Consider the following 26,312-nt stretch of genomic DNA (forward strand, 5'->3'; position numbering starts at 1 on the left):
CGGCTTCCTGCGATCCGGCCCGCCCGTCAGGCTTGCCGGCATCATTCCACCGGAATGCGCCAAGACAGTTCGAATCACCTCGAAAGGACTCTTCCAGTGAGCTCAGCCCCCATCGTCACCGCCGTCGACCTTCGCCGACGCTTCGGCGAAGGGGAAGCGGCCGTCGACGCGCTCGACGGTGTCTCGCTGGAGCTGCCGTCCGGCGGGTTCACCGCCGTGATGGGCCCGTCCGGCTCGGGCAAGTCGACGCTGATGCACATCCTCGCCGGCCTGGACCAGCCGACGGCGGGCTCCGTGATCGTCGCCGGCACCGAGCTGGCGAACCTCGACGACAAGAAGCTGACGCAGCTGCGGCGCGACAAGATCGGCTTCATCTTCCAGTCGTTCAACCTGCTGCCGGTGCTGACGGCGGAGGAGAACATCGTGCTGCCGCTGAAGATCGCCGGCCGCCCGGTCGACGAGGCGTGGCTCGCGCAGCTCGTCGAGACGGTCGGTCTCGGCGATCGCCTGACGCACCACCCGTCGGAGCTGTCGGGTGGCCAGCAGCAGCGCGTCGCGGTCGCCCGCGCGCTGGTCTCCAAGCCGGCGGTCGTGTTCGCCGACGAGCCGACCGGCAACCTCGACTCGCAGTCCTCCGCCGAGGTGCTCGGCCTGCTGCGGCGCTCCGTCGACGAGCTCGGCCAGACGGTCGTGATGGTCACGCACGACGCGCACGCCGCCTCGGTCGCGGATCGCATCCTCGTGCTCGCCGACGGCAAGATCGTGCACGACGGCGACGCCGGCTCGACCGACGACGTGCTCGACCTCATGCGGACGGTCGTCTGATGGTCGCGCTCTCCCTGCGCGGGCTCGTCTCGCGCAAGCTGCGCACGGTCCTGACCGCGCTGGCGATCGTGCTGGGCGTCTCGCTCGTATCCGGCACCTACATCCTCACGGACTCGATGAACAAGGCGTTCGACAACGTCTTCGAGACCGCGAACAAGAACACCGACGTCAGCGTCACGCCGAAGGAGCAGTTCGACGACGCCGGCGAGACGCCGCTGTCGGACAGCGTGCTGAGACAGGTCGAGGCGGTGCCGGGCGTCAGAGTCGCCGCCGGCAGCGTCAGCGCCGACGGCGTGATCTACACCAAGGACGGCAAGGACGCGCTCGTCAGAGGCGGCGCGCCGATGCTGATCAACGGCGTGCAGCCGAGAGAGCTGAGCGCGCTGGAGTACGTCGAGGGCCACGAGCCGACGGCGCCCGACGAGGTCGCGCTCGCGAAGGCGACCGCCGAGGACGGCGACTTCAAGCTCGGCGACACCGTCAGACTCTCGGCCGACGGTCCCGCGGAGGCGTTCAGACTCGTCGGGATCGCGAAGTTCGGCGACGAGGACTCGCTCGCGGGCGCGGCGCTGGCGATAGTCCAGACGGAGGTCGCGCAGCGGCTGCTGGACCAGAGAGGCGAGTTCAACTCGATCGACGTCGTCGCCGATGCCGGCGTCACGCCGGAGGCGCTGGCGGCGAGAGTGCGCGCGGCGCTGCCGCCGCAGCTCTACAACGTCCGCACGGGCGAGGAGGAGGCGCGCACGCAGGCGTCGGACCTGCAGGACCAGCTCAGCTTCCTCAGAACCTTCCTGTTCGCGTTCGCCGGGATCGCGCTGTTCGTCGGCGCCTTCCTGATCGTCAACACGTACTCGATCACGGTCGCCCAGCGGATGCGCGAGTTCGCGCTGCTGCGGATGATCGGCGCGTCGCGCCGGCAGGTGATGCGCGCGGTGATCGGCGAGGCGTTCTTCGTCGGCCTCGTCGCCTCGATCATCGGCCTGCTCGCGGGCGCGGTGATCGCGCCGGCGCTGCGCGGGCTGTTCACGCTGTTCGGCGCCGACCTGCCGAACAACGGCCTGACGGTCGAGCCGCGCACGATCATCGTCTCGCTGCTGATCGGCACGGTCGTGACGCTGGTGGCGGCGACCGGGCCGGCGCTGCGCGCGACGCGCGTGCCGCCGATCGCGGCGCTGCAGGACTCGGCGGCGATCACGCGCGGCAGAAACGGCCGCCTGCGCACGCCGCTGTCGATCGCCGTCGCCGTGATCGGCATAGCGATGATCTGTCTCGGGCTGTTCGGCAGCGGCGGCTCTTCGTCGCGCGCGGCCTTCATCGGCGCGGGCGCTGCGGTCGTCTTCATCGGCGTCGGCCTGCTCGCGTCGCACATCGTCAAGCCGCTGGCGGCGGTCGTCGGCTGGCCGCTGGAGCGGCTGCTGGGCGTCAGCGGCCGGCTGGCACGCGAGAACTCCGCGCGCCAGCCGCGCCGCACCGCTTCAACGGCCTCGGCGCTGATGATCGGCGTCACGCTGGTCGCGTTCGTCGCGATCTTCGCCGCGGGCCTGAAGGTGTCGATCGACAACGCTGTCAACAACGGCCTGAAGGGCGATCTGGTCGTGCAGAGCGACTCGTTCCAGCCCGTGCCGGGCGCGGCGTCGAGAGCGCTCGCGCAGGTGCAGGGCGTCGACGTCGTCTCGCCGGTGCGGTTCGGCATCGGCCAGGTCGAGGGCGGCAAGAAGGTCAACATCTCCGGTGTCGACCCCGCGACCGTCGGCGACGTCTTCACGGTCGACTGGAAGGACGGCTCGGACGCGCTGCTGAGCAGACTCGGCGACGGCCACGCGGTCGTCTCCAAGGGCTACGCGGACGACAACTCGCTGAGCGTCGGCAGCAGACTCGACGTGCTGACGCCGACGGCCCAGAGAGTCGCGCTGACGATCGACGGGATCTACGACGACGACTCGGGCCTGCTGGCGGACATGACGTTGCCCAACGACGTGCTCGCCAACCAGTTCGACGTCACCAGAGACGCGTTCGTCGTCGCGACGACGACGGCGGGATCGGATGCGGACGCGATCCAGAAGGTCGCCGACAGAGAGATCTCGGCGCAGTTCCCGACGATCGAGGTGCTGACCAAGCAGGGCTTCGTCGACGACCAGGCCGGCCAGATCGACCAGCTGATCGCGCTCGTCTACGTGCTGCTGTCGCTGTCGGTGATCGTCTCGCTGTTCGGCATCGTCAACACGCTCGTGCTCTCGATCCACGAGCGCACGCGTGAGCTCGGGATGCTGCGCGCGATCGGCACCTCACGCCGCCAGGTGCGCCAGATCGTCCGCTACGAGTCGGTCATCACAGCGCTGATCGGAGCGGTCCTCGGCGTCGTCCTCGGCGTGATCTTCGCCGTCCTGGTGACGATCCCGTTGAAGAGCGAGGGCTTCGCGATCTCGATCCCGATCGGCACCCTGATCGTCCTCCTCGTCCTCGCCGCCCTCGCCGGAGTGCTCGCCGCCATCCCGCCGGCGCGGCGGGCGGCGAAGCTGGACGTGCTGAGAGCGCTGGCGTACGAGTAGGGCGGAAGCAAGCACGTTTGAGTGCATGCACCACGCATGTCTTGCATGCGTGGTGCATGCTAGACTGCTGGGCATGGGCGCTCTTCTGCAAGTCCGAGACGTTCCCGACGACGTGCATCGCAAGTTGAAGTCGCGTGCGGCCGCCGCCGGCATGTCGCTCTCCGAGTACGTGCGCACGCTGCTTGCACGCGACACTGCGCGTCCGACGCCACAAGAGCTCGAGGCGCGGATCGCTGCCCGCGGCGCCGTGCAACTGGACGAACCCAGTGAGGTCACTGTCCGGCGGCTGCGGGATCACGGCGAGTGACCCGGTGACTGTCCTCGACAGCTCCGCGGTGATCGACTTCCTGCTCGGCGCGAGCGCCGCGAGAGAAGTCGGCCAGTTGCTGGCTGACGGCGAGTCGTTCTGCGCGCCCGACGTGATCGTGTTCGAGGTGCTCGCTGCGCTGCGTCGTCACGTCCAGCGTGGCGGGCTCTCAGCCGATCGTGCCCGTGGCGCGGTCGAGGATCTCGGCGACCTGCAACTGGAGCTGTTCCCGTCGCTCGTGCTGCGTGCCCGCGCCTGGGAGCTGCGCGAGAATCTGGCGATCGCTGACGGACTCTTCGCGGCGCTCGCCGAGCAGCTCCGCGAGCCGCTTGTGACGAAGGACCGCGGCCTCGCCGCGATCGCTCGCGACCAACTCGCAGTAGCGGTCGTCGAGCTGAATTGACGGCGCGTCGCGTCGCGCGGCGCCGGGTCCTCGCCTACTCCTCGATCGGGTTCCCGCGCCAGTCGCGCGGGGTGCGGCGGGAGGAGAAGCGGCCGAGGGACCAGAGGCAGAGCAGGAGCGCGCCGGCGAGCGAGCCGGCGAAGCCGTCGCTGATGTCGGCGATCGTGTCGGCGTAGCTGATGAAGAGGTTCTGGTCGAGCCATCTGACCGCGATCCACTCATAGACCTCGTAGATCGTCACGCCGGTGACGCCGATGCAGAAGGCGATCACGCCCATGCCGAGCAGGCGGCTGGCGCGCAGTCTCACGAGTGCCGGCTCGGGCACGACGTCGACGCGCGACAGCCCGATGTAGACGATCGGCGCCAGGAAGCACGGCAGGATCAGGTGGACGACGTTGTCGTACCAGGACCAGTCGACGAACAGGTGCAGCGCGTCGCCCCAGCCGTTGAAGAACATCGCGACGCAGAAGCCCCAGTCGAACAGCCGCGGCAGCCCGACCATCCGCGCGAGGAAGACGGCCACCGCCGTGAGTGCCAGCTGGGTGCTCGCGTGCCCGTCGCCGCTCACCGCGAACACGACCGCGCCGACGACGAAGCTGAGCCGCAGCAGGTCGAGCGGGTCGCGCAGGACCGGATGCCAGTCGCCGAGGAAGACTGCTCGCAGCGCTGCGGGCGGTCTCCAGTGCGGTCCGCGGCGGACGATCGGATTGCGCTCGGGCTGCAGCGCTGGCGCCGACGCTGCACTGCGAAGACGGTCGCGCCGGCTCGTCATCGACCCCGCTCCCGCAGATGCACCGGGTTCGACAGCAGCCACAACGCGCCGCCGACGCGGGCTTCGAGGCGATAGACGCCCGCTCCCGTCACCGGCGCCTCGAGGGTGGCTCCGTCGGCGCGCATGAACGTCTCGCCGTCACGCACGACGAGCAGTTCGGCTGCGCGCGGCAGCCGAACCCGCAGCACCGATCGCGCGCCGGTCGCGACGATCGCCTCGCCACCCATCGGCACGTACGACCCGTCGGCCAGTTCGGCCCAGAAGCGCGCGCCGTCGGCGGGCGCGACGAGCGGGCGGGAGAGCCACGTCGAGCCGACGCGCAGGGCCGCGACGATGGTCGCTTCGTCCGCATCCGGATCGCGGCCCTCGCTCAGCGGGCGGTCGAGCAGGAGGTGGGTTCGGAGCAGGCCGAAGGTGCGGGCGTGCGAGAGGGGGGAGCGGACGCGGCCGCGGATCCGCACGCCGGGAGCGTGGCCGTCGAGGCCGCCGAGGGCCGGCACTCGGCGGTGCGCGGACAGCGCGTCCCAGATCCGCAGGTGCTGCTGCGGCGGGCCGGAGGCGGTGGCCGCGACCGGGTCGCGCAGCCAGCGCGCCGCCGCGGCCGGCGTGCGCCAGCCTTCCGCGGCGTCGGTCGTCACGCTCCACAGCTCGATCCCGTCGCAGCCGCCGGGCTGCTCCAGCGCCGGCCAGCCGTGGGGGAGCACGATCCGCCGCGTCAGCGCGGGCACGAGCATGCTGCCGCCCTGCGAGAACGGGTGCGCCGCGAAGCCGACGCCGCCGGCCTCGCGCACCGCCGCGGCGATCTCCACGGCGCTGCGGCCGACGTGCGGGATCTCGCCGCCGACCCCGAACGCGAGGTAATGCCCGCGCTTCCACGTGACCTCGGTCCCGACGATGACCGTCACCCCGTCGTGCGTGCCCGCCCACCCCTCGCGCCGCGCCGCCAGCGTGTCGTGATCGGTCAACAGCACGGCGCCGGCCCCGCTCCCGCGTGCCGCTGCGATCAGCTCCGCCACCGTCGCGGTCCCGTCCGAATAGGTCGAGTGCACGTGCACGACGGCGGAGAGATCGTGGAGGTCGGTCATCTGACAACGATTGTGCGCGCTCGACCGCGCTCGTCAAACGGTCGTGTCCCACGCGCTGGCGAGGCGCGTGCGATGTCAGCGCACGGCTGACGCGAAAACACCCCGGCTACCATCCCCGGATGCCGATCCGCCGCCTCCTGCCGGCCCTCGTGCTGCTGGTGGCGATCGTCGTCGCGGCCGCGCTGCTGCTGCCGAAGTCGCCGGGGGATCTGCGCGATCTGCTGCTGTCGATCGGGGCGCTCGCGCCGCTCGTCGCGCTCGCTGCCTGGCTGCTGCTGACGCCGGCGCTGTTCCCCGGCACGGTGCTGGCCGCGGCTGGCGGGCTCGCGTTCGGGACCGTCGGCGGGATCGGGCTGGCGCTTGCGGGCGCGGTCCTCGGCGGGCTCGTCTCGTTCGTGCTGGCGCGGACCGTCGCGCGCAGCTCAGTCGAAGGTTTCGTCGCTCGCCGCAGACGCCTCGCGACGGTCAGCGAGCTGCTGGAGCGGCGCGGCTTCGCCGCGATGCTCGGCGCTCGCCTGATGCCCGGCGTGCCGGCGACATGGCTCCACTACGCCGCCGGCCTCTCCCCGGTCCGCCTGCCCGCGTTCCTCGGCGCGATGTCGGTCGGCGCGCTGCTGCGGACGGTCCCGTACGTGCTGCTGGGCCAGGGCCTCGGCAGCGGCTCCCCGCTCGTCGTCGCGGTCGGCGTCGCCTCGATCGTCCTGGGCGGCGCCGGCGGCTCGCTGCTGCTGTGGCGGCTCAAGCCGCGCGCGGCGACCGCGACCTCGACCTGAAGCCGCCGCGCCTCAGTCCGCCGGCCGCCGGTACAGCGCGAACAAGAGGCCGCTCAGGATGAACGCGGCGCCGAAGTAGCCGGACTCGACGCGCATCACCTCGTCGCTGACGATCGGGGAGGCGACCCAGGCGACGAACAACACCGCGACGAGCAGCCAGGCGACCGCCGCCTGGGCCGCGCGGCCGCGCGCGAGGGCGGCCTGGTTGAGTGTGCCGGCGACGAGGTGGAAGCCCATGCCGAGCGCGACGAGGGCGAGGCCTCCACGCTCGTAGGCGAAGCCCTTGTCGCCCAGCAGCGTCTCCATCACCCACGGGCCGATCGCAAGCAGGCCGAGCGCGCAGGCGCCCGCGAACGCGGCGATCGCCAGCACGGTGACGCGGATCGCGTGGGCGAAGGCGTCGCTGTTCTCGCGCGCCTCCAGGCCCGTCAGGTGGGGGAGGATCGAGGTCTGCACCGCCTGGAACAGCTGCAGCGGCGCGCGCACGATCAGCAGCACGTTGAAGACGAAGCCGGCGAGCGCCGGGCCGGAGGTGTGCTCGACGATCAGCACCGACGCGTTCATCAGCGTCTGCTCGGCCAGCATGATCGCGAACACCGCGATCGCGAAGCCGCTGCCGTGGCGCAGCGAGAGGTCGCTGGACGCCTCCTCGATCTCGGCGTGCGCCGGTCCCTCGCCGGCCGCGTCGAGCACCGCCACGTCGGCCGTGGCCAGAACACTGCCGCCGACCGGTCCCTCGCCACGCTGCATCCGCCGGATCGCGAACGGCACGACGACGAGCGAGACGAACGGCGCGACCGCGATGCCGATCGCGATCGCGGTCTGACCCGAGGTGATCCCGAGCACCGCCGCGACCGCGAAGAGGAAGCGCGAGGTCGACTCCAGCAGCACGAGCCCGCCGTAGCCGGCGAAGCGCTCGTGCCCCGCCAGCCAGCCGCGCGCGAAGTAGCTGCCCGCGTAGGCGAGCACGGCGATCACGAGGATCCAGTAGAGCGACGAGGAGCCGTCGAACAGCTCGTCCTCGATCGTCGTGCGCAGCGCCAGCGCGGCGATCAGGAACAGCAGCGCGAAGGCGGCCTGGATCAGCGCCGGCGTGCGCAGCGAATGGTCGTGCAGGCCGCGCGCGCGGCGGTCGGCGATCGTGCGCGAGAGCAGCTGCTCGATCGGCCGGTAGATCACCGACAGGATCACGAACGCGATCGACCACAACAGGCTGACGTGCCCGTAGTCGACCGCGCTCAGCTCGCGGCTGGCGAGCGCGAGGTAGAGGAACGAGAGGATCCCGGTGGAGGCGATCCCCGCGGTGAGGACAAGACGGCCGCGGTTGCGGCCACCACCGTCCCTACTCATGATCCGGGCTCAGAGCTTCACGAGGAGCATCGTCCACGGGAACGGCGAGCGCGCCTCGACGACCTCGCCGTGCTGCGACAGCAGCTTCACGAACGACGCCTTCGACCAGTGGTTGACGTGGCCGGGCGTGTTGCCGAGGTCCTTGAGGTAGGAGCCGCGGGCCATGTTGAGGCCGCGCCAGAGCGGCTCGCGCGGGACCGAGACGAGCAGGTGGTCCTTCGCCACGCGCGCCATCTCGGCGACGGTGTGGGCGGGATCGGGCACGTGCTCGAGCACCTCGATCGCGCTCGCGAGGCCGAACTCGTTCTCCGCGAACGGCATGTTCTCGGCCTTCATCACGCGGTACTCGAGGTTCGGCGCCTGGCGCGTCGCCTGCTCGGCGAGCAGCTTCGGGTCGTCGAGGTCGATCCCGACGATCCGCTTGTCGCCCAAGGCGAGCGCCCACTGGTGCGTCAGCACGCCCTCGCCGCAGCCGACGTCGAGCACGGAGCTGGGCGCGGCCCGCAGGAACAGCTCGCCGAGCGTGCGCTCGAAGTTCGACATCAGCCGGCGCACGACCGGGTTGGTCGAGCCGTACTTGTCGTACGTGTTGCCGGTTGGGACGGCCTCGGCCGCAGATGTCGTGCTCATACCTCGAGTGCCTTTCGCTCGCCGGTCTCGCCGGTGTCCGAGTCGCCGGTCTTGGCGTCGGGGGTGGAACCGGCGGCGGGGGACGGCGCGCCGGGCTCGTAGTGGGAGGGGGGGATGCCGATCGCCAATTCGATCCGCCGCACGCGTTCGAACGTGCGTTGCGACAGCGTCCGCTGGGCGGCGAGCAGGTCGCCGATCACGCCGAGCGCGAACAGCAGCATCGCGCCCATGAAGAGGACGGCGCCGAGGATCAGCGACTGCACGTGGCCGGCGCCCTCGCCCTGGACCCAGGAGACGAAGAAGCGCCCCCACACGATCGCGGCGACGACGCCCATCAGCACCGCGGCGCTCCAGAACACGCGCAGCGGCTCGTACTGGGCGTAGATGCGGAAGATCGAGATCGAGTTGCGGCGCACGTAGGCGCCCATCGACGGGAACAGCCGCGACTCGCGCGTCTTCGGGTTCGTTCTGATCGGCACGTCGTCGATCGCGACGAGCAGCTTGCCTGCCTGGATGATCGTCTCGAGCGTGTACGTGAACTTCGACACGACGACCATCTGCAGCGCGGCTTCGCGGTTGTAGGCGCGGAAGCCGGAGGTCGTGTCGGGCACGTTCGTCTCCGACGCCTGCCGCACGACCCAGGAGCCGAGCTTCTGCAGCGCCACCTTCAGCGGCGAGAAGTGCGCGATCGTCTCGACCTGGCGGTCGCCGATCACCATGTCGGCGTTGCCGGCGACGATCGGGGCGACCAGCTTCGGGATGTCGCCGCCGTAGTACTGGTTGTCGGCATCGGTGTTGACGACGATGTCGGCGCCCAGCTTCAGGGCCGCGTCGAGCCCGGCCTGGAAGCCGGCCGCGAGGCCCTTGTTGTTGGTCAGCTTGACGATGTGGTCGACGCCGTTGGCGCGCGCCACCTCGATCGTGCGATCGGTCGACCCGTCGTCGATCACGAGCGTCTCCACGACGTCGATCCCCGGAATCTCTCTGGGGAGGTCGGCGAGGGTCGCGGGAAGGTGCTCTTCCTCGTCTTTACAGGGGATCTGAATGATCAGCTTCATGGGAATCCGTGTCGCCGGGGGCGCGGGGCCGTGGCGGGCCGTCGGGACTGATGGTGGCACCACGCGAGGAGCACGGGCGACCACCGTTGACCGACGGCCGGTGCCGTAGACTCGCGCCGCAGTATCCCAAAGGACCGGATGGAACGCCACGCACGCCGGCTGAGCCCGCGGATCGATGGCCTCACCCTCGGCTTGGTCGCCGTCCTTCTGGGCGCGTTCGGTCTGCGTGTGTGGGGCATCGGCCACGGCCTGCCGTTCTCCTACAACATCGACGAGGAAGGCCATTTCGTTCCGGTCGCGATCGGGTTCTTCGGCCACGGCCTGAACCCGCGCTACTTCCTCAACCCGCCCGGCTTCACCGAGCTGCTGTACGCCGTCTACGCGGTCTGGTTCGGCGGCCGCGACGCGATCGCGCACGCCTACGTCGAGGATCCGAGCAAGGTCTTCCTGATCGCCCGCGTGACGGTCGCGCTGCTGGGGACGGTCTCGATCTGGCTGCTGCACCTGCTCGGCAGCCGCCTCTTCGACCGTCGTGTCGGCGTGCTGGCGGCGGCGATCGGCGCGGTCGCGTTCCTGCCGGTCTTCTACAGCCACCTCGCGCTCAACGACGTGCCGTCGATGCTCCCCTCGACGCTGGCGCTGCTGTGCGCGGCGCTCGTGCTGACGCGCGGCGGCGTCTGGCCGGTGCTGCTGGGCGGGATCGCGGTCGGGCTCGCGGCCGGCACGAAGTACACGGCCGGGATCGTGCTGCTGCCGATCGCGACGGCGATCCTGCTGCGCACGCGCGAGGAGCGCGCCGGCTTCGCGCACGCGCTCGCGGCGCTGGCGCTGCTGGGCTTCAGCTCCGCCGTCGGCTTCCTGATCGCCAACCCGCACGCGCTGCTGAGCTACCACGAGTTCCGCGCCGGGATCGGCAGACAGCGCGAGCTGGCCGGCGGCGACGAGCTGGCGAAGCTCGGCCTGACGCAGGACAACGGCGTCCTCTACTACCTCTGGACGTTCACCTGGGGACTCGGCTGGATCCCGGCGCTGCTGGCGGTCGGCGGGGCGGTGCGGCTGGCGGTCAAGCAGTGGCGGATCGCGCTCGTGCTGCTGCCGACGGTCGTCGTCTACCTCGCGTACATGGGCACGCAGGACCGCTACTTCGGCCGCTGGCTGCTGCCGCTGTTCCCGATCGCCTGCGTGCTGGCGGCGTACTTCGCGATCTGGCTGACGGAGCTGGTCGCGCAGCGCTGGCCGCGCGCCGCGCGTCCTGTCACGGCAGCGGTCGTGGTCGTGCTGCTGGGCCAGAGCCTGATCTACGTGATCCACAACGACCGCGTGCTGTCGCGCCCCGACACGCGCGGCCTCGCACGCACCTGGATGGAGGCCAACATCCCCGCGGGCACGCCGATCGTGCTGGAGCCGATCGTGCCCGCGCGCTGGAGCGAGGACCCGGATCGCGCGAATCCCGCCACGCCCGACGGCCAGCGCTGGAGACTGTGGGACACCACGCGCGCCGACGTGGACGACTTCGGCAGACTGCTGCCGAACGGCCAGACGCGCTTCGTGAAGGTCGACAAGTACGAGCGCACCTTGCGACCCGAGCTGCTCGACGAGTACGTCGCGAAGGGCTTCTGCTGGGTCGTGATCGGATCCCACCAGCGCGATCGCGCGCTCGCGCAGCCCGACCAGGTGCCGCAGGCGATCGCCTACTACGACGCGCTCAGACAGCGCGGCACCGAGGTCGCGCGCTTCTCGCCGTACAAGGACGGGGCGACGCCGCCGACGTTCAACTTCGACTGGGCGTTCGACTACTACCCGCTCGCGTACGAGCGCCCGGGGCCGGAACTCGTGGTCTACAGACTGTCCGGCGGGGGTTGTTCGTGAGCGGCTGCGTATCCTCAGTGGAAGTGTCCGCTTTCAGCAGATTCCGGGCACGATGACGCCCGTGCCTCCGACGACCGACACCGACCAGCTGTTCCTCGCGCGCACGCTCGAGCTCGCCGAGCGCGGCCGCGGCCGCGTCAGCCCGAATCCGCAGGTCGGCGCGCTGATCGCGCGCGACGGCGAGCTGATCTGCGAGGGCTGGCACACCGAGTACGGCGCGCCCCACGCGGAGGTCGAGGCGATCCGCGCCGCGGGCGACCAGGACCTCACCGGCGCGACGATCTACGTTTCGCTGGAGCCGTGCTGCCACACCGGCAAGCAGCCGCCGTGCACCGACGCGATCATCGCCGCCGGGATCGGCCGCGTCGTCGTCGCCTCCGACGACCCGACCGAGAAGGCGTCCGGCCGCGGCCTCGGGATCCTGCGCGACGAGGGGATCGAGGTCGTCGTCGCCGACGGCGAGATCGCCGCCCGCGCGCGGCTGCTGAATCAGGCCTTCCGCAAGCACGCCCGCACCGGCCGCCCGTGGGTCCTGTTCAAGTCGGCGATGACGCTCGACGGCAAGGTCGCCACGCGCGCCGGCGACTCGAAGTGGATCTCCTCGACGCAGAGCCGCGAGCTGGCGCACCACTGGCGCGCCGCCTGCGACGCGGTCGCGGTCGGGATCGGCACCGCGCTGGCGGACGACCCGCAGCTGACCGCGCGCATACCGGACGTCGTCAGACAGCCCCGGCGCGTCGTGTTCGACTCGCTCGCACGGCTGCCGCTGGACGCGCAGCTGGTCGCGGCCGCCGCCGAGGTGCCGCTGACCGTCGTCGTCTCGCGCGCCGCGCCGCGCACCGCGACCGACGCGCTGGAGACGCACGGCGTCGAGGTGATCGTCGCGACCGGCGCCAACGAGCCCGCGCGCGTCGTCTCCGCACTGGACCAGCTCGGCGCGGTCGGCGTCACGTCGATCCTGCTGGAGGGCGGCCCGCGCCTCGCCGGCGCCTTCCTCGACGGCGGCGAGATCGACGAGCTGCGGCTGTTCCTCGCTCCGCTCGTGCTCGGCGGTCGCACGGCGCGCGACCCGCTCGAGGGCGAGGGCGTCGAGACGATCTCCGAAGCGCTGCGCGCGCTGACCCTGGACTGCGATCGCGTGGGGGAGGACCTGTTGGTCTCCGCCCGCCTGAAGGAGTGGTGATGTTCACCGGACTCGTACAGGGCCTCGGCACCGTCGCCGCGGTGCAGCCGACCGGCGAGGGGGTGCGGCTCGCGATCGCGAGCCCGCTCGGCGCCGAGCTGGCGCAGGGCGACTCGATCGCCGTCAACGGCGTCTGCCTGACCGCGATCGATCCCGCCAACGGAACCTTCGCCGCCGACGTGATGAACGAGACGCTGCGGCGCTCCTCGCTCGCCGGCGTCGGCCCCGGCACCGAGGTCAACCTCGAGCTGCCGCTGCGCGCGGCGGACCGGCTCGGCGGCCACATCATGCAGGGCCACGTCGACGGCCTCGGCACGATCGCCGAGATCACGCAGGACGGCTTCGCGCGGATCGTGCGGATCGCCGCCGCGCCAGAGCTGCTGCGCTACGTCGTCGAGAAGGGCTCGATCGCGATCGACGGTGTCTCGTTGACGGTGTCGGCGGTCGACGACGAGTCGCTCAGCGTCTCGCTGATCCCCGAGACGCTGGAGCGGACGATCTTCGGAACGGCCGAGCTCGGCCGTCCGGTCAACCTCGAAGTCGACGTGCTCGCGAAGTACGTCGAGAAGCTCGTGGGGGCGCATCGATGAGCCAGTCGGAGTCGGACGTGAGAACCGTCGGGACGCCGTTCTCGACGATCGAGGAGGCGATCGAGGACATCCGCCAGGGCAAGATGGTGGTCGTCTGCGACGACGAGGACCGCGAGAACGAGGGCGACCTGACGATGGCCGCCCAGTTCGTCACGCCCGAGGCGATCAACTTCATGGCGAAGGAGGGGCGCGGGCTGATCTGCCTCGCGCTCACCGGCGAGCGCTGCGACGAGATGGGCCTCGACCTGATGGCGAGCAAGAACGAGTCGTCGTTCGAGACCGCGTTCACCGTCTCGATCGAGGCGCGCGAAGGCGTGACGACAGGCATCTCGGCCGCGGACCGCGCGCACACGATCCAGGTCGCGATCGACCCGAAGGCCTCCCCGCGCGACCTCGTCCAGCCCGGCCACGTCTTTCCGCTGAAGGCGAAGGACGGCGGGGTGCTGGAGCGGATCGGTCAGACCGAGGCGGCCGTCGACCTGTCGCGCCTCGCCGGCCTCAACCCGTCCGGCGTGATCTGCGAGATCATGAACGACGACGGCACGATGGCGCGCGTCCACGACCTGATCCCGTACTGCGAGCAGCACGGCCTGAAGATGGTCACGGTCGCCGACCTCGTCGCCTACCGCCGCAAGCACGACAGGCTGATAGAGCGCGTCGTCTCGACCGCGCTGCCGACCGCCTTCGGCGACTTCGAGGTCGTCGGCTACCGCTCGCTGGTCGACGACAAGCACCACGTCGCGATGGTCAAGGGCGACGTCGCGGGCAGGGACGAGGTGCTCGTGCGCGTCCACTCCGAGTGCCTCACCGGCGACGTCTTCCACTCGCTGCGCTGCGACTGCGGCGAGCAGCTCGAGTCGGCGCTGGCGATGATCGAGGAGGAGGGCGAGGGCGTCCTGCTCTACCTCGCGCAGGAGGGCCGCGGGATCGGCCTGCTGAACAAGCTGAAGGCGTACAAGCTGCAGGAGGAGGGGCTCGACACGGTCGAGGCCAACCTCAGACTCGGCCTGCCGGCCGACCTGCGCGACTACGGCATCGGCGCGCAGATCCTGAAGGACCTCGGGCTCAGCTCGATCAGGATCCTCACGAACAACCCGAAGAAGATCATCGGGCTGGAGGGCTACGGCCTCTCGGTCACCGACCAGGTCCCGATCATCCCGACGCCCAACCCGCACAACGAGGCGTACCTGCGCACCAAGCGCGACCGGATGGGCCACACGCTGCACCATCAGGGCCTCGCGCTCGACGAGGAGATGATCCTCGAGGAGCACGAGCACGACCACCAGAAGAGCGATCAGGAGAACGCCGATGGGCGCTGAGAACCGTCGTTTCGCGCTCGTCGTCGGGCGCTTCTACGAGGACCTCGCCGAGAAGCTCGTGGCGGGCGCGAAGGGCGAGCTGGAGCAGCACGGCGCCACGACCGTCGACGTCTACGACCTCCCGGGCGCGTTCGAGCTGCCGCTGGCGGCCAAGTACGCCGCCGAGTCGGGCCGCTACGACGCCGTCGTCGCGCTCGGCGCCGTGATCCGCGGCGAGACCGACCACTACGACTACGTCTGCGGCGAGTGCGCGCGCGGCATCCAGGACGTCCAGCTGACGACCGGCGTGCCGGTCGGCTTCGGCGTGCTGACGGTCGACACGCGCGAGCAGGCCGAGGCGCGCGTCGGCGGCGGCGCCAAGCGCGACAGCGGCGCGCACGCGGCCGAGGCCGTGATCGCCTCGCTGAAGGTGCAGGAAGCGGTCAAGCAGCAGCGCGCGCGGCCCGGCTTCGCGGCCTTCTGAGCCCGCGCGTCCTTAATCCCACAACCTCCCTATACTTCTCGCACCCATGCCCCGTATCTGTCACGTCTGCACCAAGGGTCCCGCGTTCGGCAACAGCCGAAGCCACTCGAGAGTGGCCACGAAGCGCCGGTTCGACCCGAACCTCCAGCGGATCCGCATCAACGATGCCGGCACCGCTCGTCGCGTCTACGTCTGCACGCGCTGCCTCAAGGCCGGCAAGGTCACCAAGGCGTAGGGGCCGGTGACCCCGGCTCCCGGCCTGTGTCCGACCCAAGCCTTCTTCGTTTCCGCGCCGTCGTAGAAGCCGCGCTCGCTCAGCTCGAGTCGAGGCGCGACGAGGTCAACGACCTCAACGTCTTTCCCGTCGCCGACGGCGACACAGGCGACAACATGGCACTCACGCTGCGTGCCGTGCTGCAGGAGATCGACCGTCTCGTCGCCGCTGAGAGCGACCAGACGATCGACGAGGTCGGGCGCGACCAGATCGTCGCCTCCGTCGCCCGCGCCGCTCTGCTGGGCGCGCGCGGCAACAGCGGCGTGATCCTCTCCCAGTTGATCCGCGGCGCCGCCGAGGAACTGGCGAGCCGCCCCGGCGAGCTCGTCGACCCCGTTCTGATCGGCGCCGCGATGGCGCGTGCGGCAGAGCAGGCGTACGGCTCCGTGCGCGAGCCCGCCGAGGGCACGATCCTCACCGTCGTGCGCGAGATGGCGCACCGGATCGCGACCGAGCTGGCGCACATGCCGCAGACGCGGCTGGATCCCGACGCCCCGCCGGAGCAGCAGGACGCGCTGATCGCCGACGTGCTGGAGCGTGCGCTCGACGCCGGCCAGCAGTCCGTCGCGCGCGGTCCGCAGCTGCTGCCGATCCTGCGCGAGGCCGGCGTCGTCGACGCCGGCGGCTACGGGCTCACGGTCCTCTTCGCGGGCGTCATCGCGGCGCTGCGCGGCAGCGACCCGCCCGAGCTGGCCCACCACGAGGCCGCCCGCGTCACGCGCCCCCAGCACGCGTCCACGACGTACCGCTACTGCACGAACTTCGCGGTGATCGGCACCGGCCTGCAGGCGCGCGCGTTCGTGCCGGCGCTGGAGGCGATCGGCGACTCCGTCCTCGTCGTCGGTGACAGGCAGACCTTGAAGGTCCACGTCCACACCGACGACCCCGACGCCGCGACGGCGGCGTTCGCCGACGCCGGCGAGATCTCGCACCTGGACGTGGCGGACATGCAGGCGCAGGTGGAGGAGCGCGAGGAGCGGTTGGCGGCGGCTGAGAGCGCCGCTGAGACGGTGTCCGCCAGCTCTGCGACCGGCGACGGCGCGCTCGGCGACGCTGACGGCGGCGTGCCCGACGGCGCCGGCGCCGCGCTCAACGGCGCCGCTTCCGGCTCGGCGACCGCCACGACCGGCGTCCTCGCCGTCGTCTCCGGCGACGGCATCCGCGCGCTGTTCGAGGGGCTCGGCACGCAGGCGCTCGACGGCGGCCCGACCCTCAACCCCTCGACGTACGACCTGCTTGCGGGGATCCACGCGATCGCCGCGGAGGAGGTCGTCGTGCTGCCGAACAGCTCGAACGTCTTCATGGCCGCCGAGAGAGCGGCGGAGCTGTCGGAGAAGCGCGTGATCGTCGTGCGCTCGCGCACCCAGCAGGGCGGGCTGGCGGCGGCGCTCGTGCTCGACCCGGCGCGCGACGCGGGCCTCAACGCGACCGCGATGGAGGCGGCGCTGGCGCGCGTGCGCACCGGCGCGATCGCCGCGGCAGCACGCGACGACGTCGCCGGCCGCTTCCACGTCGGCGACGCGGTCGGCTACCTCGGCGACGAGCTGGTCGCCTGGGGCGACCCGGCCGCGACGCTGCGCGGCGTGCTGGAGCGGCTCGCCGTCCACGCCGAGCTGATCACCTGCATCAGCGGCACCGGCGCCCCGCTGCCCGACGACGCCGTCATCGCGCTCGCCCGCTCGACCGGCGACGGCATAGAGCTGGACCTCCAGCCCGGCGGCCAGCCGAGCTGGTGGTGGCTGCTGTCGGCCGAGTGACGCGCCGGGTGCCGCTCCGCCGCCGCGGCGGCCGGCCGCGCCCACGGGTGCGCCGCGCTCCGGTCGCGCGCCGCGCTGCGATCGCGCCGCCGCTCGCGCCATAGTGTCGGCTGCCGCCATGCCGTCGACCCCGCCGTTTCAGTTCGCGAGCACCGAGCCGCTCGACGACGACCAACTGCGCGCCGCTCCGCTGCGCCTGCCACGCCCCTCGCGCCTGCGCGAGGAGCTCGACGCGCCCGGTCCGAGAGCCGCGAGAGCGCTCGAGACGCTGAGAGTGCAGACGGTCGGGCAGCTGCTCGGCCACCTGCCGCGCGCCCGCGGCGAGGCGCGCACGATCGCCGACCTGGTCGAGGAGGAGACCTCGACGATCCTCGTGGAGGTCCGCTCGATCAGCTCGCGCCCGGTTCGCAGGCGCGGGATGCGACCGCTCGTGGAGGCGACCGTCGTCGACCAGACCAGCTCGCTGAAGGTGACCTTCTTCAACCAGCCGTGGCTGGTCGAGCGCTACCGGCCCGGCACGCGCCTGATGCTGACCGGCCGCCTCGGCCAGCGCAGCTTCAAGGTCTCCGGCCACGCGCCGACGACGCAGCAGGTCGCGGGCGTCGAGCAGGTCGCGCAGTACCCCGCCAGCGAGGGGATCAGCTCCGTCCAGCTGCTCGCGCTGGCACAGGAGCACCGCGACGCGATCGCCGACACGATCGAGCCGCTGCCCGCGCGCGTGCGGCTCGCCGACGAGCTGCCCGACCGCCACGCGGCGCTCACCGCGGTCCACTTCCCCAGCCGCGAGCGCGATCCGGTCGACGGCCGCCGCCGGCTCGCCTACGACGAGCTGCTGCTGCTTCAGCTCGGCCTGCTGCGTCGCCGCGCCCGGCGCGAGCAGTCGACCAGAGCGCCGCAGCTCGACGGCCCGCGCGAGCTGAGCGCCCGCTGGTTGGAATCCGGCCTGCCGTTCAGGCCGACCGGCGACCAGCAGCGCGCGATGGCGGCGGTCGACGCCGACCTCGCGCGCGACCGCGCGATGCAGCGGCTGTTGATGGGGGAGGTCGGTTCCGGCAAGACGGTCGTGGCGCTGTTCGCGCTGCTGCGCGCCGTCGAGCAGGGCTGGCAGGGCGCGCTGATGGCCCCGACCGAGACGCTCGCCGAACAGCACTTCGCGACGATCCAGGGGCTGATGGGCGCCGACGCGCTGCAGATCGGCCTGCTGACCGGCTCGACCCCCGGCGGGCGCCGCAGAGACCTGCTCGGCAAGCTCGCCAGCGGTGAGCTGGCGCTGATCGTCGGCACGCACGCGCTGATCGAGGACGCGGTCGCGTTCGCCCGCCTCGGCGTCGTCGTGGTGGACGAGCAGCACCGCTTCGGCGTGCGCCAGCGCGCGGCGCTGGACCGCAAGGCGCCGCCCGGCCTGACCCCGCACGTGCTGCACATGACCGCGACGCCGATCCCGCGCACGCTCGCGCTGGTCGAGCACGGCGACCTCGACCACACCGCGCTGAGGGAGCTGCCGCGCGGCCGCCAGCCGATCGAGACGCACGTCGCCAGCGGCGAGAAGGCGCGCGAGCGGGCCTACGAGCGGATCCGCGAGGAGCTGCGCGCCGGGCGCCAGGCGTTCGTCGTCTGCCCGCTCGTGGGGGAGTCGGAGGCGCTGCAGGCGCGCGCCGCGACGGAGGAGTTCGAGCGGCTCAGAAGAACCGAGTTCAAGGACTTCCGCGTCGTGCTGATGCACGGGCAGATGCGGCCGAGAGAGAAGCAGGAGGCGATGAGAGCATTCGCCGCCGGCGGCGCCGACGTGCTCGTCGCGACATCCGTGATCGAGGTCGGGATCGACGTTCCGAACGCGACCGTGATGCTGGTCGAGGACGCCGAGCGCTACGGGATCTCGCAGCTGCACCAGCTGCGCGGGCGGATCGGCCGCGGCGAGCACAAGTCGCTCTGCCTGCTGTTCGGACCGACCGACTCGGCCCGTCTCAGAGCGCTCGCGGCCCACGGCGACGGCTTCGAGCTGGCGCGGATCGACCTCGTGCTGCGGCGCGAGGGCGACATCGTCGGCGTACGCCAGCACGGCGAGGTCGCTTATCGGATCGCGATCCTGCCCGACGACGAGGACCTGCTGGAGCGCGCGCACTTCCGCGCCGAGCAGCTGCTGCAGGCCGATCCCGAGCTGGACGCGCCCGAGCACGCGTTGCTGAAGGACGCCCTCGCCGAGGTCTTCGGCCCCGATGCGATGGCGCCGATCGCGGCATGACCGCTCGGCCTGCGGCCTCGGGCCATGCTTGGAGAACTCGCCTGAAGGCTCGTTCTCCCGAGTCGGCGGCGATCTTGTGCGGGTAGTCGCGGGCCTCTACGGCGGACGCAGACTGACCGCCCCGCCGGGCGACGCGACGCGGCCGACGAGCGACCGCGTGCGCGAGGCGCTGTTCTCGATCCTCGGCCCGCTGCACGGCGCGCGCGTGCTCGACCTGTTCGCCGGATCTGGCGCGTTGGGACTCGAAGCGCTCTCGCGCGGGGCGGCGCACGCGACGCTCGTCGACAGCGCGGAGCCCGCCACACGGGCGATCAAGGCCAATCTGGAGGCGCTGAGAGTGCCGCGCGAGGCCGTCACGGTGCGCCGCCAGGAGGCGCAGGCATTCATGCGTGCAGCACGCAGAAGCGGGCATGAATACGATCTCGTGCTTCTCGACCCTCCATACCGCCTCGCGCCCGAGCTGGGCCGCGAGCTCTCGCCGGCGCTCGCGGAGCTGATCGCCGCGGACGGAAGGATCGTGTGCGAGAGCGATCGTCGCCAGCCGCTCGGACTCGAGCTGTCCCTGACCGACGAACGCCGCTATGGCGACACACTCATTCGCATCTATGAACCTGAATAACCGAATCGCCGTCTGCCCGGGGTCCTACGACCCCGTCACCAACGGCCATCTGGACGTCATAGGACGCGCCTCGCGCGTCTTCGACGAGGTTGTCGTCGGCGTCGTCAACCTGCCGCACCGCAAGGGCAAGACGCTCTTCACGACGCCCGAGCGGATCGGCTTCATCGAGAGAGCGACCGAGCACTTCGGCAACGTCCGCGTCGAGGCGTTCAGCAACCTGCTGGTCGACTTCGCACGCTCCGTCGGCGCCAAGTCGATCGTGAAGGGACTGCGCGCGATCTCGGACTTCGAGTACGAGCTGGAGATGCACCAGCTCAACCGCCGACAGGCCCCAGATGTCGAGTCCGTGTATCTGATGGCCTCGCCGCAGTACAGTTTCCTGAGCTCCAGCGGCGTGAAGGAGCTTGCGACGTTCGGTGGGAACATCGACGACCTTGTCCCCGACTTCGTGGCGACGCGCTTGAAGGAAGAACTCAGCCGGTGACGAAACAGAGGTTCCGATGGATGTCCTGGTCCTGATCGACAAGCTGGACGACCTCGTCCACAACGCGAAGCCTGTGCCGCTGACCGACCAGGTCCGCGTGGACAAGGAGGAGATCTACGATCTCCTCGATCAGATGCGTGCCACGATCCCTGAGGAGATCAAGCAGGCTCGCTGGATCGTCAAGGAGCGTCAGGAGATGCTCGCCGAGGCGAAGCGCGAGGCCGAGCGGATCCTCAGAGAAGCGCGTGAGCGCCAGGATCGCCTGATCTCCGAGGAGGAGGTCACCAAGCAGGCGGAGCGCGGCGCCGAGGACATCATCGAGGACGCCCGTGCCCGCGAGCGCGAGATCCGGCTCGGCGCAGAGGACTACGCCGACGAGATCCTCAACACGCTCGAGGTCAACCTGTCGAAGTTCATCGCGGCCGTGCAGCGCGGACGCGAGCGCCTGCAGGGCAAGGACGAGCCGGCCGAAGTCGGCTAGCCCGGCCGGCGGCGCGCGTCCGATCGGCCTGCCTCCGTGCCCGCCGCGATCGAGATCCTCGACACGGACGTCACCGCGCTGGTGGTCGATGCGATCGCCAACGCGGCCAACACGCAGCTGCAGCACGGCGGCGGCGTCGCGGGCGCGATCGCACGCGCCGGCGGTCCGTGGGTGCAGCACGAGAGCGACGCGGTCGGCCCGATCGGCCTCGGTGAGGCGATCGAGACCGGCGGCGGCCGGCTGCCGGCCCGCTGGGTGATCCATGCCGCCACGATGGAGCTGGGCGGCCCGACCTCGGCCGAAATCGTCCGCGCCGCGACCGCCGCGACGCTGCGCCGCGCCGAGGACCTCGGTGTCCGCTCGCTCGCGCTCGTCGCGTTCGGCACCGGCGTCGGCGGCTTCCCGCTGGAGCAGGCCGCGCAGATCGAGATCGAGGAGGTCCTGCGCCACCTCGAAGAGACCCCGGACTCGACGCTCGAGCGGATCGTCTTCGCCGTTCGCGGCCCCGACGCCCACGCGGCGTTCACGGCGGCGCTGCCGGGCTGACGTTCAGATCGGCGCCACGCGCGCCGATACCTCCGAACGAGCGCGTGCAACGGGGATTGCATTCCGTCCGCGGCCCGCGCAACGCTCACCTCGATGTCCGCGATCTGGCTTCTCATCGGCCTTCTGCTCGGCGCTGTCGCCGTCTTCGTCGCGCTGCGCTCGCGCGCGGTCACCGAACGGCGCGCGGAGAGCGTCGACGCGATGGTGGAGCCGATCCACGCCTCGCTGCGGCGCGTGGACGAGCGGCTCGCCGCGCTGGACCGCGATCGCGCCGTGCAGCGCGGCGCGCTGGACGAGCAGATCCGCCAGCTCGTCTCCTCGCAGGAGCGCCTGCGGACCGAGACCTCCGGCCTTGTCGCGGCGCTGCGCCAGCCGCAGACGCGCGGGCGCTGGGGCGAGCTGCAGCTGCGCCGCGTCGTCGAGCTGGCCGGCATGCTCGACCACTGCGACTTCAGCGAGCAGCGCAGCGTCACGACCGACGGCGGGGTGCTGCGGCCGGACCTGATCGTCCACCTGCCCGGCGCCAAGCACGTCGTCGTGGACGCGAAGGCGCCGCTGCACGCGTTCCTGAACGCCTACGAGGCGCAGGACGAGACGACACGGACGCATGAGCTGGCCCAGCACGCCCGACTGCTGCGCGAGCACGTCCGCAGACTGTCAGCGAAGGCGTACTGGTCGCAGTTCCCGACCGCGCCGGACTTCGTCTTCCTGTTCCTGCCGGGCGAGCACTTCTACAGCGCCGCGCTGGAGGCCGACCCGTCGCTGCTGGAGGAGGGCGTGCGCGACGGCGTCCTGATCGCCACCCCGACCACCCTGATCGCCCTCCTGCGCGCGGTCGCCTACGGCTGGCAGCAGGAGCAGGTCGCCGAGTCCGCCCGCGAGATCGCCGACCTCGGCCGCGAGCTGCACCAGCGCCTGGCGACCTTCGGCGCCCACCTCGACAGAGTCGGCTCGCGCCTGCGCGGGGCGGTCGGCGCCTACAACGACGCGGTCGGCTCGTTCGACGCCCGCGTGCTCCCGAGCGCCCGTCGCTTCTCCGACCACGGCGTGATCGGCCGCGACCAGGAGCTGGCCGCCGTCGCCCCGATCGACCTGACAGCCCGCGAACTGCACGCGCCGGAGCTGCGCGAGGCCGTCGCGGTGCCGGACTCGGAGTGGCGTCGCGGCGCGGACGGCTCGGAGCGCCACGAGGCGAACGATGCCTGACCGCAGCGAGCGCCGCGACAGGACCACGAGAGCGGGCGCGTGGCAGGAAGCACCGGCGGCGGTCTCGCTGGAAGACGCCGCGACCGCCGCCGCGCTCGCGCGCGAGGTCGCGACCCCGTTCGGCTTCAAGCGCCCCGCGGCGGAGCTGCTCGCCCGCTTCGGCGGCGACACCCCGGACGGCCGCCGCCGCGCGACGGCCGCGCTCACCGTCGCGGGCATCGCAGCGGACCCGCCGCTCGACACGGTCAAGCCGCAGCAGTGGGTGCAGCTGCGCGCCGCGACCGCTGTGCCGGCGCCGGCCGCCGCGGACGCTCCGCCGCCACCCAGACGCTCCCGCCGCTCGCTGCGCCCCGCCGACGTCGCTGCGCGCCACGCGCCGACCGGTCCTGTCACGCGCGAGCGCAGATTCGCCGTCGGCGCGCTGGGACTCGGGGCGCTGCTCGTGCTGCTGCTCGCCGTCGTCGTGCTGCGCGGCACGATTGGCGGGGGCGAGGACACGAAGGGCGTCCTGCCGACCGCGACCGCGGCGGCGGACGTCGAGACGGCGACGACACCGCCCAGAACCGTCGTGCTGCGGATCGTTCCGACGGAGGCGTCGTACATGTGCGTCGCCGACGGCAGCACTGGGGCGAAGCTGTGGGAGGGGACGCGGACCGGCCCGTACACGGTCCGCAGAGCGAGCCTCTTCCTGAGGATCGGCGTCGGCACGGCGCAGATAACCGTCGACGGCAGACCGCTGCAGGTCGACGTCGCGCCGAGCACCTACGTGCTGACCGCGGCCGGCGTCAGACCGGCGGCCGGCAGATCCGCCTGCGCCGGCTGACGCGGACCAACCCGCGACAACCCTGCCGCGACCGATCGTTAGGGTTTCGGCGGCCCATGACCAGACTCGGCAGCGTGATCACCGACGCCGGCGGCATCCGCGCCCCGCGCGACCGGGCGGCGCAGATCCGCGCCGAGCTGCTGGACGCGCTCGCCGACGGTGCGCACGAGCTGGAGCAGGCGCGCTCCGGCTACCCGCCCGCCGCGCCGGTCCCGGTCGCGATCGCGGCGGAGAAGGAGCGGCTGCTGGCGGTCGCGCCGGTCAAGCCGACGCTGCGCGCCGACCCCGACGCCGTCGTCGAGCGCGGCTTCGTGCTCGTCGCGGCGCTCGTCGGCGCGCTCGTGGAGGGCGGCGAGGCGATGGCGCCCGGCGACGCGCGCGACCTCGCGCTGAACGTCGGCAGCTGGGAGGGCTGGCTCGCGCTCAGCTTCCCGCTGACCGGCGGCGACCTGTTCGAGCACGTCGAGTTCGCGCTCGAGTTCTTCCCGGACCACCTCGAGCACGTCGACCGCCTCAGAGCGGCCGCCTACGGGGTGCCGGCCGCCGTGCTCGCCGACGTCGAGGACCTGCGCCCGCCGATCGGCGAGCTGCACCCGCTGCGGATCGCGGAGGCGGTCGCCCGCTTCGGCGGTCAGCCGGCCGACGCCGGCTCGCTGCGCGAGCATGACGAGGACGTCATCTCGATCCTCGACCCGACCTCCGACGTCGCCCGCCCGCACGACGACGCCGACCGCGGCCGCCGCGTCGCCCGGCGGATCCTCCAGCGCCTGATGGGGATGGGCAAGTGGGGCGGCTACCACACCGACATCAGCCACCTCGCGCGCGGCTTCGCCGGCCACGACCGCGCGCTCGCGCTGGCGATCGGCGAGCGCCTGCTGGACGCCGGCCTGCTGCTGGAGAAGCCGAGCGTCGGCCAGCGCCACGTCTTCCTCAATCCCCGCCGCGCCGCGGAGATCCACGCGCTCGTGGAGCGGGGCGAGACCCCGCGCGGCCTGGAGCTGCCGTGAGCACGAGGATTCCGCCCCTGTCACAAACTGACACGCGTCCGTCACCGTTCGTGGTTGGATACGCCTCGTGCTGAGTCAAGTGTCACATCAAGCGTTCGTCGTCAAGACGCTCTTCGAATCGGGCCTGCTCGGCCCGACGCGGCCGGACCGGATCGCGAAGGTCGCGGTCGCGCTGAAGAAGTGGGGGACGACCTCCGCCGGCTCGTTCGCCGTCGCCGCCGCGCGCACGCCGGATCAGCCCGCGATCGTCGACGAGCTGGGCACGCTCAGCTACGGCGAGGTGCACCGCCGCGCGAACGCGCTCGCGAGCGCGTTCAAGGAGCACGGCCTCGGCCCCGGCGACTCGATCGCGGTGATGTGCCGCAACCACCGCGGCTTCATCGACGCGACCGTCGCGACCTCGCGTCTGGGCGCCAACGTGATCTACCTCAACACGGCGTTCGCCGGCCCGCAGCTGGCCGAGGTCGTCGAGCGTGAGAGAGCGGCCGCGATCGTCTACGACGAGGAGTTCGCCAACATCGTCGAGCCGGTCCGCGCCGGGCGCAGATCGTTCATCGCCTGGCACGATGGCGAGTCCAGCAACGGCGACACGCTGCTGGAGGACCTGATCGCCAAGGGCGACGCCAACGGCGTGCCGGTCGCGCCCGAGCCCGGCCGCGTGATCATCCTCACGTCCGGCACGACGGGCTCGCCGAAGGGCGCCAGGCGCAGCGCCGCCGGCCTCGGCGCGGCCGCCGCGCTGCTGTCGAAGATGCCGCTGAGAGCGCGCGAGACGACGATGATCGCGGCGCCGATCTTCCACACCTGGGGTCTCGCGCACTTCACGCTCGGCGTCCCGCTCGCCTCGACGATGGTCTTCAGGCGGCGCTTCGACCCCGAGGGCACGCTGCGCGCCGTCGCGCGCCACAGAGCGACCGCGCTCGTCGTCGTGCCGGTGATGCTGCAGAAGATGCTGGAGCTGCCCGACGAGGTCTTCGCCAAGTACGACACCTCGTCGCTGCGCGTGCTGGCGGCGAGCGGCTCGGCGCTGCCCGGCCCGCTCGCGACGCGCGTGATGGACCGCTTCGGCGACGTGCTCTACAACACCTACGGCTCGACCGAGGTCGCGTGGGCGACGATCGCGACGCCCGCGGACATGCGCGCCGCGCCCGGCACCGCCGGCCGTCCGCCGGTCGGCACGCGCGTGCGGCTGCTCGACGACAGCGGCCGGGAGGTCCCGACCGGGCAGACCGGGCGCATCTTCGTCGGCAACGAGCTGCCGTTCGAGGGCTACACGGGCGGCGGCGGCAAGGAGATCGTCGACGGCCTGATGTCCTCCGGCGACGTCGGTCACTTCGACGCGGGCGGGCGCCTGTTCGTCGACGGCCGCGACGACGACATGATCATAAGCGGGGGCGAGAACCTGTTCCCGTCGGAGGTCGAGGACCTGCTCGCCGGCCACGAGGCGATCCGCGAGGTCGCCGTCGTCGGCGTCTCCGACGAGCAGTGGGGCCAGCGGCTGAAGGCCGTCGTGGTGCTGAAGGCCGGCTGCGAGTGCACGGCGGACGAGCTGAAGGCGTACGTCAGAGCGAACCTCGCCGGCTTCAAGGTCCCGCGCGACGTCGTCTTCCTCGACGAGCTGCCGCGCAACGCCACCGGCAAGGTGCTGAAGCGAGAGCTTCGCTAAGCCGCCGGGCGGCGTGGCTCCTCGCTACGCT

At 71.7% G+C, this 26,312-nt stretch carries 26 protein-coding genes; 21 read left to right on the forward strand and 5 right to left on the reverse strand.

Translation table 11 applies throughout. The annotated features are described in order from the left end of the window. Nucleotides 1-54: 54 nt before the first annotated feature. The 4 genes from Q7L65_RS20165 (at nucleotide 55) to Q7L65_RS20180 (ending at nucleotide 4,084) form a co-directional block, all read left to right on the forward strand. Nucleotides 55-825, forward strand: a complete 771-nt coding sequence (locus tag Q7L65_RS20165) for an ABC transporter ATP-binding protein (protein ID WP_370552600.1) — start codon at nucleotides 55-57, stop codon at nucleotides 823-825. Beyond that, nucleotides 825-3,374, forward strand: a complete 2,550-nt coding sequence (locus tag Q7L65_RS20170; protein ID WP_304723906.1) for an ABC transporter permease — start codon at nucleotides 825-827, stop codon at nucleotides 3,372-3,374. Before Q7L65_RS20165 ends, Q7L65_RS20170 begins: the two co-directional genes overlap by 1 nt. Before the next feature lie 73 nt (nucleotides 3,375-3,447). Beyond that, on the forward strand, nucleotides 3,448-3,681 hold the full coding sequence (locus tag Q7L65_RS20175; RefSeq protein ID WP_304723908.1) for a hypothetical protein: 234 nt from the start codon (nucleotides 3,448-3,450) through the stop codon (nucleotides 3,679-3,681). 4 nt (nucleotides 3,682-3,685) lie between these two features. Continuing rightward, nucleotides 3,686-4,084, forward strand: a complete 399-nt coding sequence (locus Q7L65_RS20180; protein ID WP_304723910.1) for a type II toxin-antitoxin system VapC family toxin — start codon at nucleotides 3,686-3,688, stop codon at nucleotides 4,082-4,084. 34 nt (nucleotides 4,085-4,118) lie between these two features. Here the strand turns inward: Q7L65_RS20180 and Q7L65_RS20185 are convergent, their stop codons facing one another. Together Q7L65_RS20185 and Q7L65_RS20190 are read right to left on the reverse strand one after the other, a co-directional pair. Continuing rightward, entirely contained in the window at nucleotides 4,119-4,856 is a 738-nt protein-coding gene (locus tag Q7L65_RS20185; RefSeq protein ID WP_304723912.1) for a hypothetical protein, read from the reverse strand. Further along, a complete protein-coding gene (locus tag Q7L65_RS20190; protein ID WP_304723913.1) occupies nucleotides 4,853-5,941 on the reverse strand; it encodes a PHP domain-containing protein in 1,089 nt (362 codons plus the stop codon). The genes Q7L65_RS20185 and Q7L65_RS20190 overlap by 4 nt, the downstream gene beginning before the upstream one ends. A 119-nt stretch (nucleotides 5,942-6,060) precedes the next feature. Between Q7L65_RS20190 and Q7L65_RS20195 the strand changes: the two genes are divergently transcribed. Next, nucleotides 6,061-6,714: a TVP38/TMEM64 family protein gene (locus tag Q7L65_RS20195; RefSeq protein WP_304723915.1), complete on the forward strand. Its 654-nt coding sequence runs from the start codon at nucleotides 6,061-6,063 to the stop codon at nucleotides 6,712-6,714. Between the two features lie 12 nt (nucleotides 6,715-6,726). Here Q7L65_RS20195 and Q7L65_RS20200 read toward each other — a convergent pair whose 3' ends face one another. The 3 genes from Q7L65_RS20200 to Q7L65_RS20210 are packed head-to-tail and all read right to left on the reverse strand — an operon-like array spanning nucleotide 6,727 to nucleotide 9,752. Further along, entirely contained in the window at nucleotides 6,727-8,064 is a 1,338-nt protein-coding gene (locus Q7L65_RS20200; RefSeq protein ID WP_304723918.1) for a lipopolysaccharide biosynthesis protein, read from the reverse strand. Nucleotides 8,065-8,073: 9 nt separating this feature from the next. Then, a complete protein-coding gene (locus Q7L65_RS20205; RefSeq protein WP_304723920.1) occupies nucleotides 8,074-8,694 on the reverse strand; it encodes a class I SAM-dependent methyltransferase in 621 nt (206 codons plus the stop codon). Beyond that, the gene (locus tag Q7L65_RS20210; protein ID WP_304723922.1) at nucleotides 8,691-9,752 is read right to left on the reverse strand and encodes a glycosyltransferase family 2 protein; all 1,062 of its coding nucleotides are present in this window, start codon (nucleotides 9,750-9,752) and stop codon (nucleotides 8,691-8,693) included. The genes Q7L65_RS20205 and Q7L65_RS20210 overlap by 4 nt, the downstream gene beginning before the upstream one ends. Before the next feature lie 138 nt (nucleotides 9,753-9,890). Here Q7L65_RS20210 and Q7L65_RS20215 point away from each other — a divergent pair, with 138 nt between their 5' ends. The 16 genes from Q7L65_RS20215 (at nucleotide 9,891) to Q7L65_RS20290 (ending at nucleotide 26,281) form a co-directional block, all read left to right on the forward strand. Then, nucleotides 9,891-11,621, forward strand: coding sequence for a glycosyltransferase family 39 protein (locus Q7L65_RS20215; RefSeq protein ID WP_304723923.1), 1,731 nt, complete (start codon nucleotides 9,891-9,893; stop codon nucleotides 11,619-11,621). A 52-nt stretch (nucleotides 11,622-11,673) separates the two neighbouring features. Then, nucleotides 11,674-12,804, forward strand: coding sequence for a bifunctional diaminohydroxyphosphoribosylaminopyrimidine deaminase/5-amino-6-(5-phosphoribosylamino)uracil reductase RibD (gene ribD, locus Q7L65_RS20220; RefSeq protein WP_304723924.1), 1,131 nt, complete (start codon nucleotides 11,674-11,676; stop codon nucleotides 12,802-12,804). Further along, nucleotides 12,804-13,394: a riboflavin synthase gene (locus tag Q7L65_RS20225; RefSeq protein ID WP_304723926.1), complete on the forward strand. Its 591-nt coding sequence runs from the start codon at nucleotides 12,804-12,806 to the stop codon at nucleotides 13,392-13,394. Before ribD ends, Q7L65_RS20225 begins: the two co-directional genes overlap by 1 nt. Next, complete coding sequence (locus Q7L65_RS20230; protein WP_304723928.1) at nucleotides 13,391-14,713, forward strand: bifunctional 3,4-dihydroxy-2-butanone-4-phosphate synthase/GTP cyclohydrolase II; 1,323 nt, start codon at nucleotides 13,391-13,393, stop codon at nucleotides 14,711-14,713. The genes Q7L65_RS20225 and Q7L65_RS20230 overlap by 4 nt, the downstream gene beginning before the upstream one ends. After that, entirely contained in the window at nucleotides 14,703-15,176 is a 474-nt protein-coding gene (gene ribH / locus Q7L65_RS20235; RefSeq protein ID WP_304723929.1) for a 6,7-dimethyl-8-ribityllumazine synthase, read from the forward strand. Before Q7L65_RS20230 ends, ribH begins: the two co-directional genes overlap by 11 nt. Nucleotides 15,177-15,222: 46 nt before the next feature. Then, nucleotides 15,223-15,411 carry a 50S ribosomal protein L28 gene (rpmB, locus tag Q7L65_RS20240; RefSeq protein WP_304723930.1) on the forward strand — a complete coding sequence of 63 codons (189 nt, stop codon included), beginning with the start codon at nucleotides 15,223-15,225 and terminating at the stop codon, nucleotides 15,409-15,411. 26 nt (nucleotides 15,412-15,437) lie between these two features. Continuing rightward, nucleotides 15,438-17,207, forward strand: coding sequence for a DAK2 domain-containing protein (locus tag Q7L65_RS20245; RefSeq protein WP_304723931.1), 1,770 nt, complete (start codon nucleotides 15,438-15,440; stop codon nucleotides 17,205-17,207). A 118-nt stretch (nucleotides 17,208-17,325) separates the two neighbouring features. Further along, a complete protein-coding gene (gene recG, locus Q7L65_RS20250; protein ID WP_304723932.1) occupies nucleotides 17,326-19,449 on the forward strand; it encodes an ATP-dependent DNA helicase RecG in 2,124 nt (707 codons plus the stop codon). A 76-nt stretch (nucleotides 19,450-19,525) separates the two neighbouring features. Further along, nucleotides 19,526-20,068 (forward strand): 16S rRNA (guanine(966)-N(2))-methyltransferase RsmD, encoded by a 543-nt coding sequence (gene rsmD / locus Q7L65_RS20255; RefSeq protein WP_304723933.1) that lies wholly within the window; start codon nucleotides 19,526-19,528, stop codon nucleotides 20,066-20,068. Beyond that, nucleotides 20,055-20,552 carry a pantetheine-phosphate adenylyltransferase gene (coaD, locus tag Q7L65_RS20260; RefSeq protein WP_304723934.1) on the forward strand — a complete coding sequence of 166 codons (498 nt, stop codon included), beginning with the start codon at nucleotides 20,055-20,057 and terminating at the stop codon, nucleotides 20,550-20,552. Before rsmD ends, coaD begins: the two co-directional genes overlap by 14 nt. A gap of 16 nt (nucleotides 20,553-20,568) precedes the next feature. Further along, on the forward strand, nucleotides 20,569-21,033 hold the full coding sequence (locus Q7L65_RS20265; protein WP_304723935.1) for an ATPase: 465 nt from the start codon (nucleotides 20,569-20,571) through the stop codon (nucleotides 21,031-21,033). A 36-nt stretch (nucleotides 21,034-21,069) separates the two neighbouring features. Beyond that, nucleotides 21,070-21,579, forward strand: coding sequence for a macro domain-containing protein (locus tag Q7L65_RS20270; protein WP_304723936.1), 510 nt, complete (start codon nucleotides 21,070-21,072; stop codon nucleotides 21,577-21,579). Between the two features lie 93 nt (nucleotides 21,580-21,672). Beyond that, the gene (locus Q7L65_RS20275; protein ID WP_304723937.1) at nucleotides 21,673-22,785 is read left to right on the forward strand and encodes a DNA recombination protein RmuC; all 1,113 of its coding nucleotides are present in this window, start codon (nucleotides 21,673-21,675) and stop codon (nucleotides 22,783-22,785) included. Beyond that, nucleotides 22,778-23,608, forward strand: coding sequence for a hypothetical protein (locus tag Q7L65_RS20280; RefSeq protein ID WP_304723938.1), 831 nt, complete (start codon nucleotides 22,778-22,780; stop codon nucleotides 23,606-23,608). The genes Q7L65_RS20275 and Q7L65_RS20280 overlap by 8 nt, the downstream gene beginning before the upstream one ends. A gap of 56 nt (nucleotides 23,609-23,664) precedes the next feature. Then, a complete protein-coding gene (locus tag Q7L65_RS20285) occupies nucleotides 23,665-24,615 on the forward strand; it encodes a hypothetical protein (protein WP_304723939.1) in 951 nt (316 codons plus the stop codon). Between the two features lie 79 nt (nucleotides 24,616-24,694). Further along, entirely contained in the window at nucleotides 24,695-26,281 is a 1,587-nt protein-coding gene (locus Q7L65_RS20290; RefSeq protein WP_304723940.1) for an acyl-CoA synthetase, read from the forward strand. The last annotated feature ends 31 nt before the right edge of the window (nucleotides 26,282-26,312 follow it).

The sequence above is a fragment of the Conexibacter sp. CPCC 206217 genome (assembly GCF_030646165.1).
In the GTDB taxonomy this organism is placed as follows: Bacteria; Actinomycetota; Thermoleophilia; order Solirubrobacterales; family Solirubrobacteraceae; genus Conexibacter.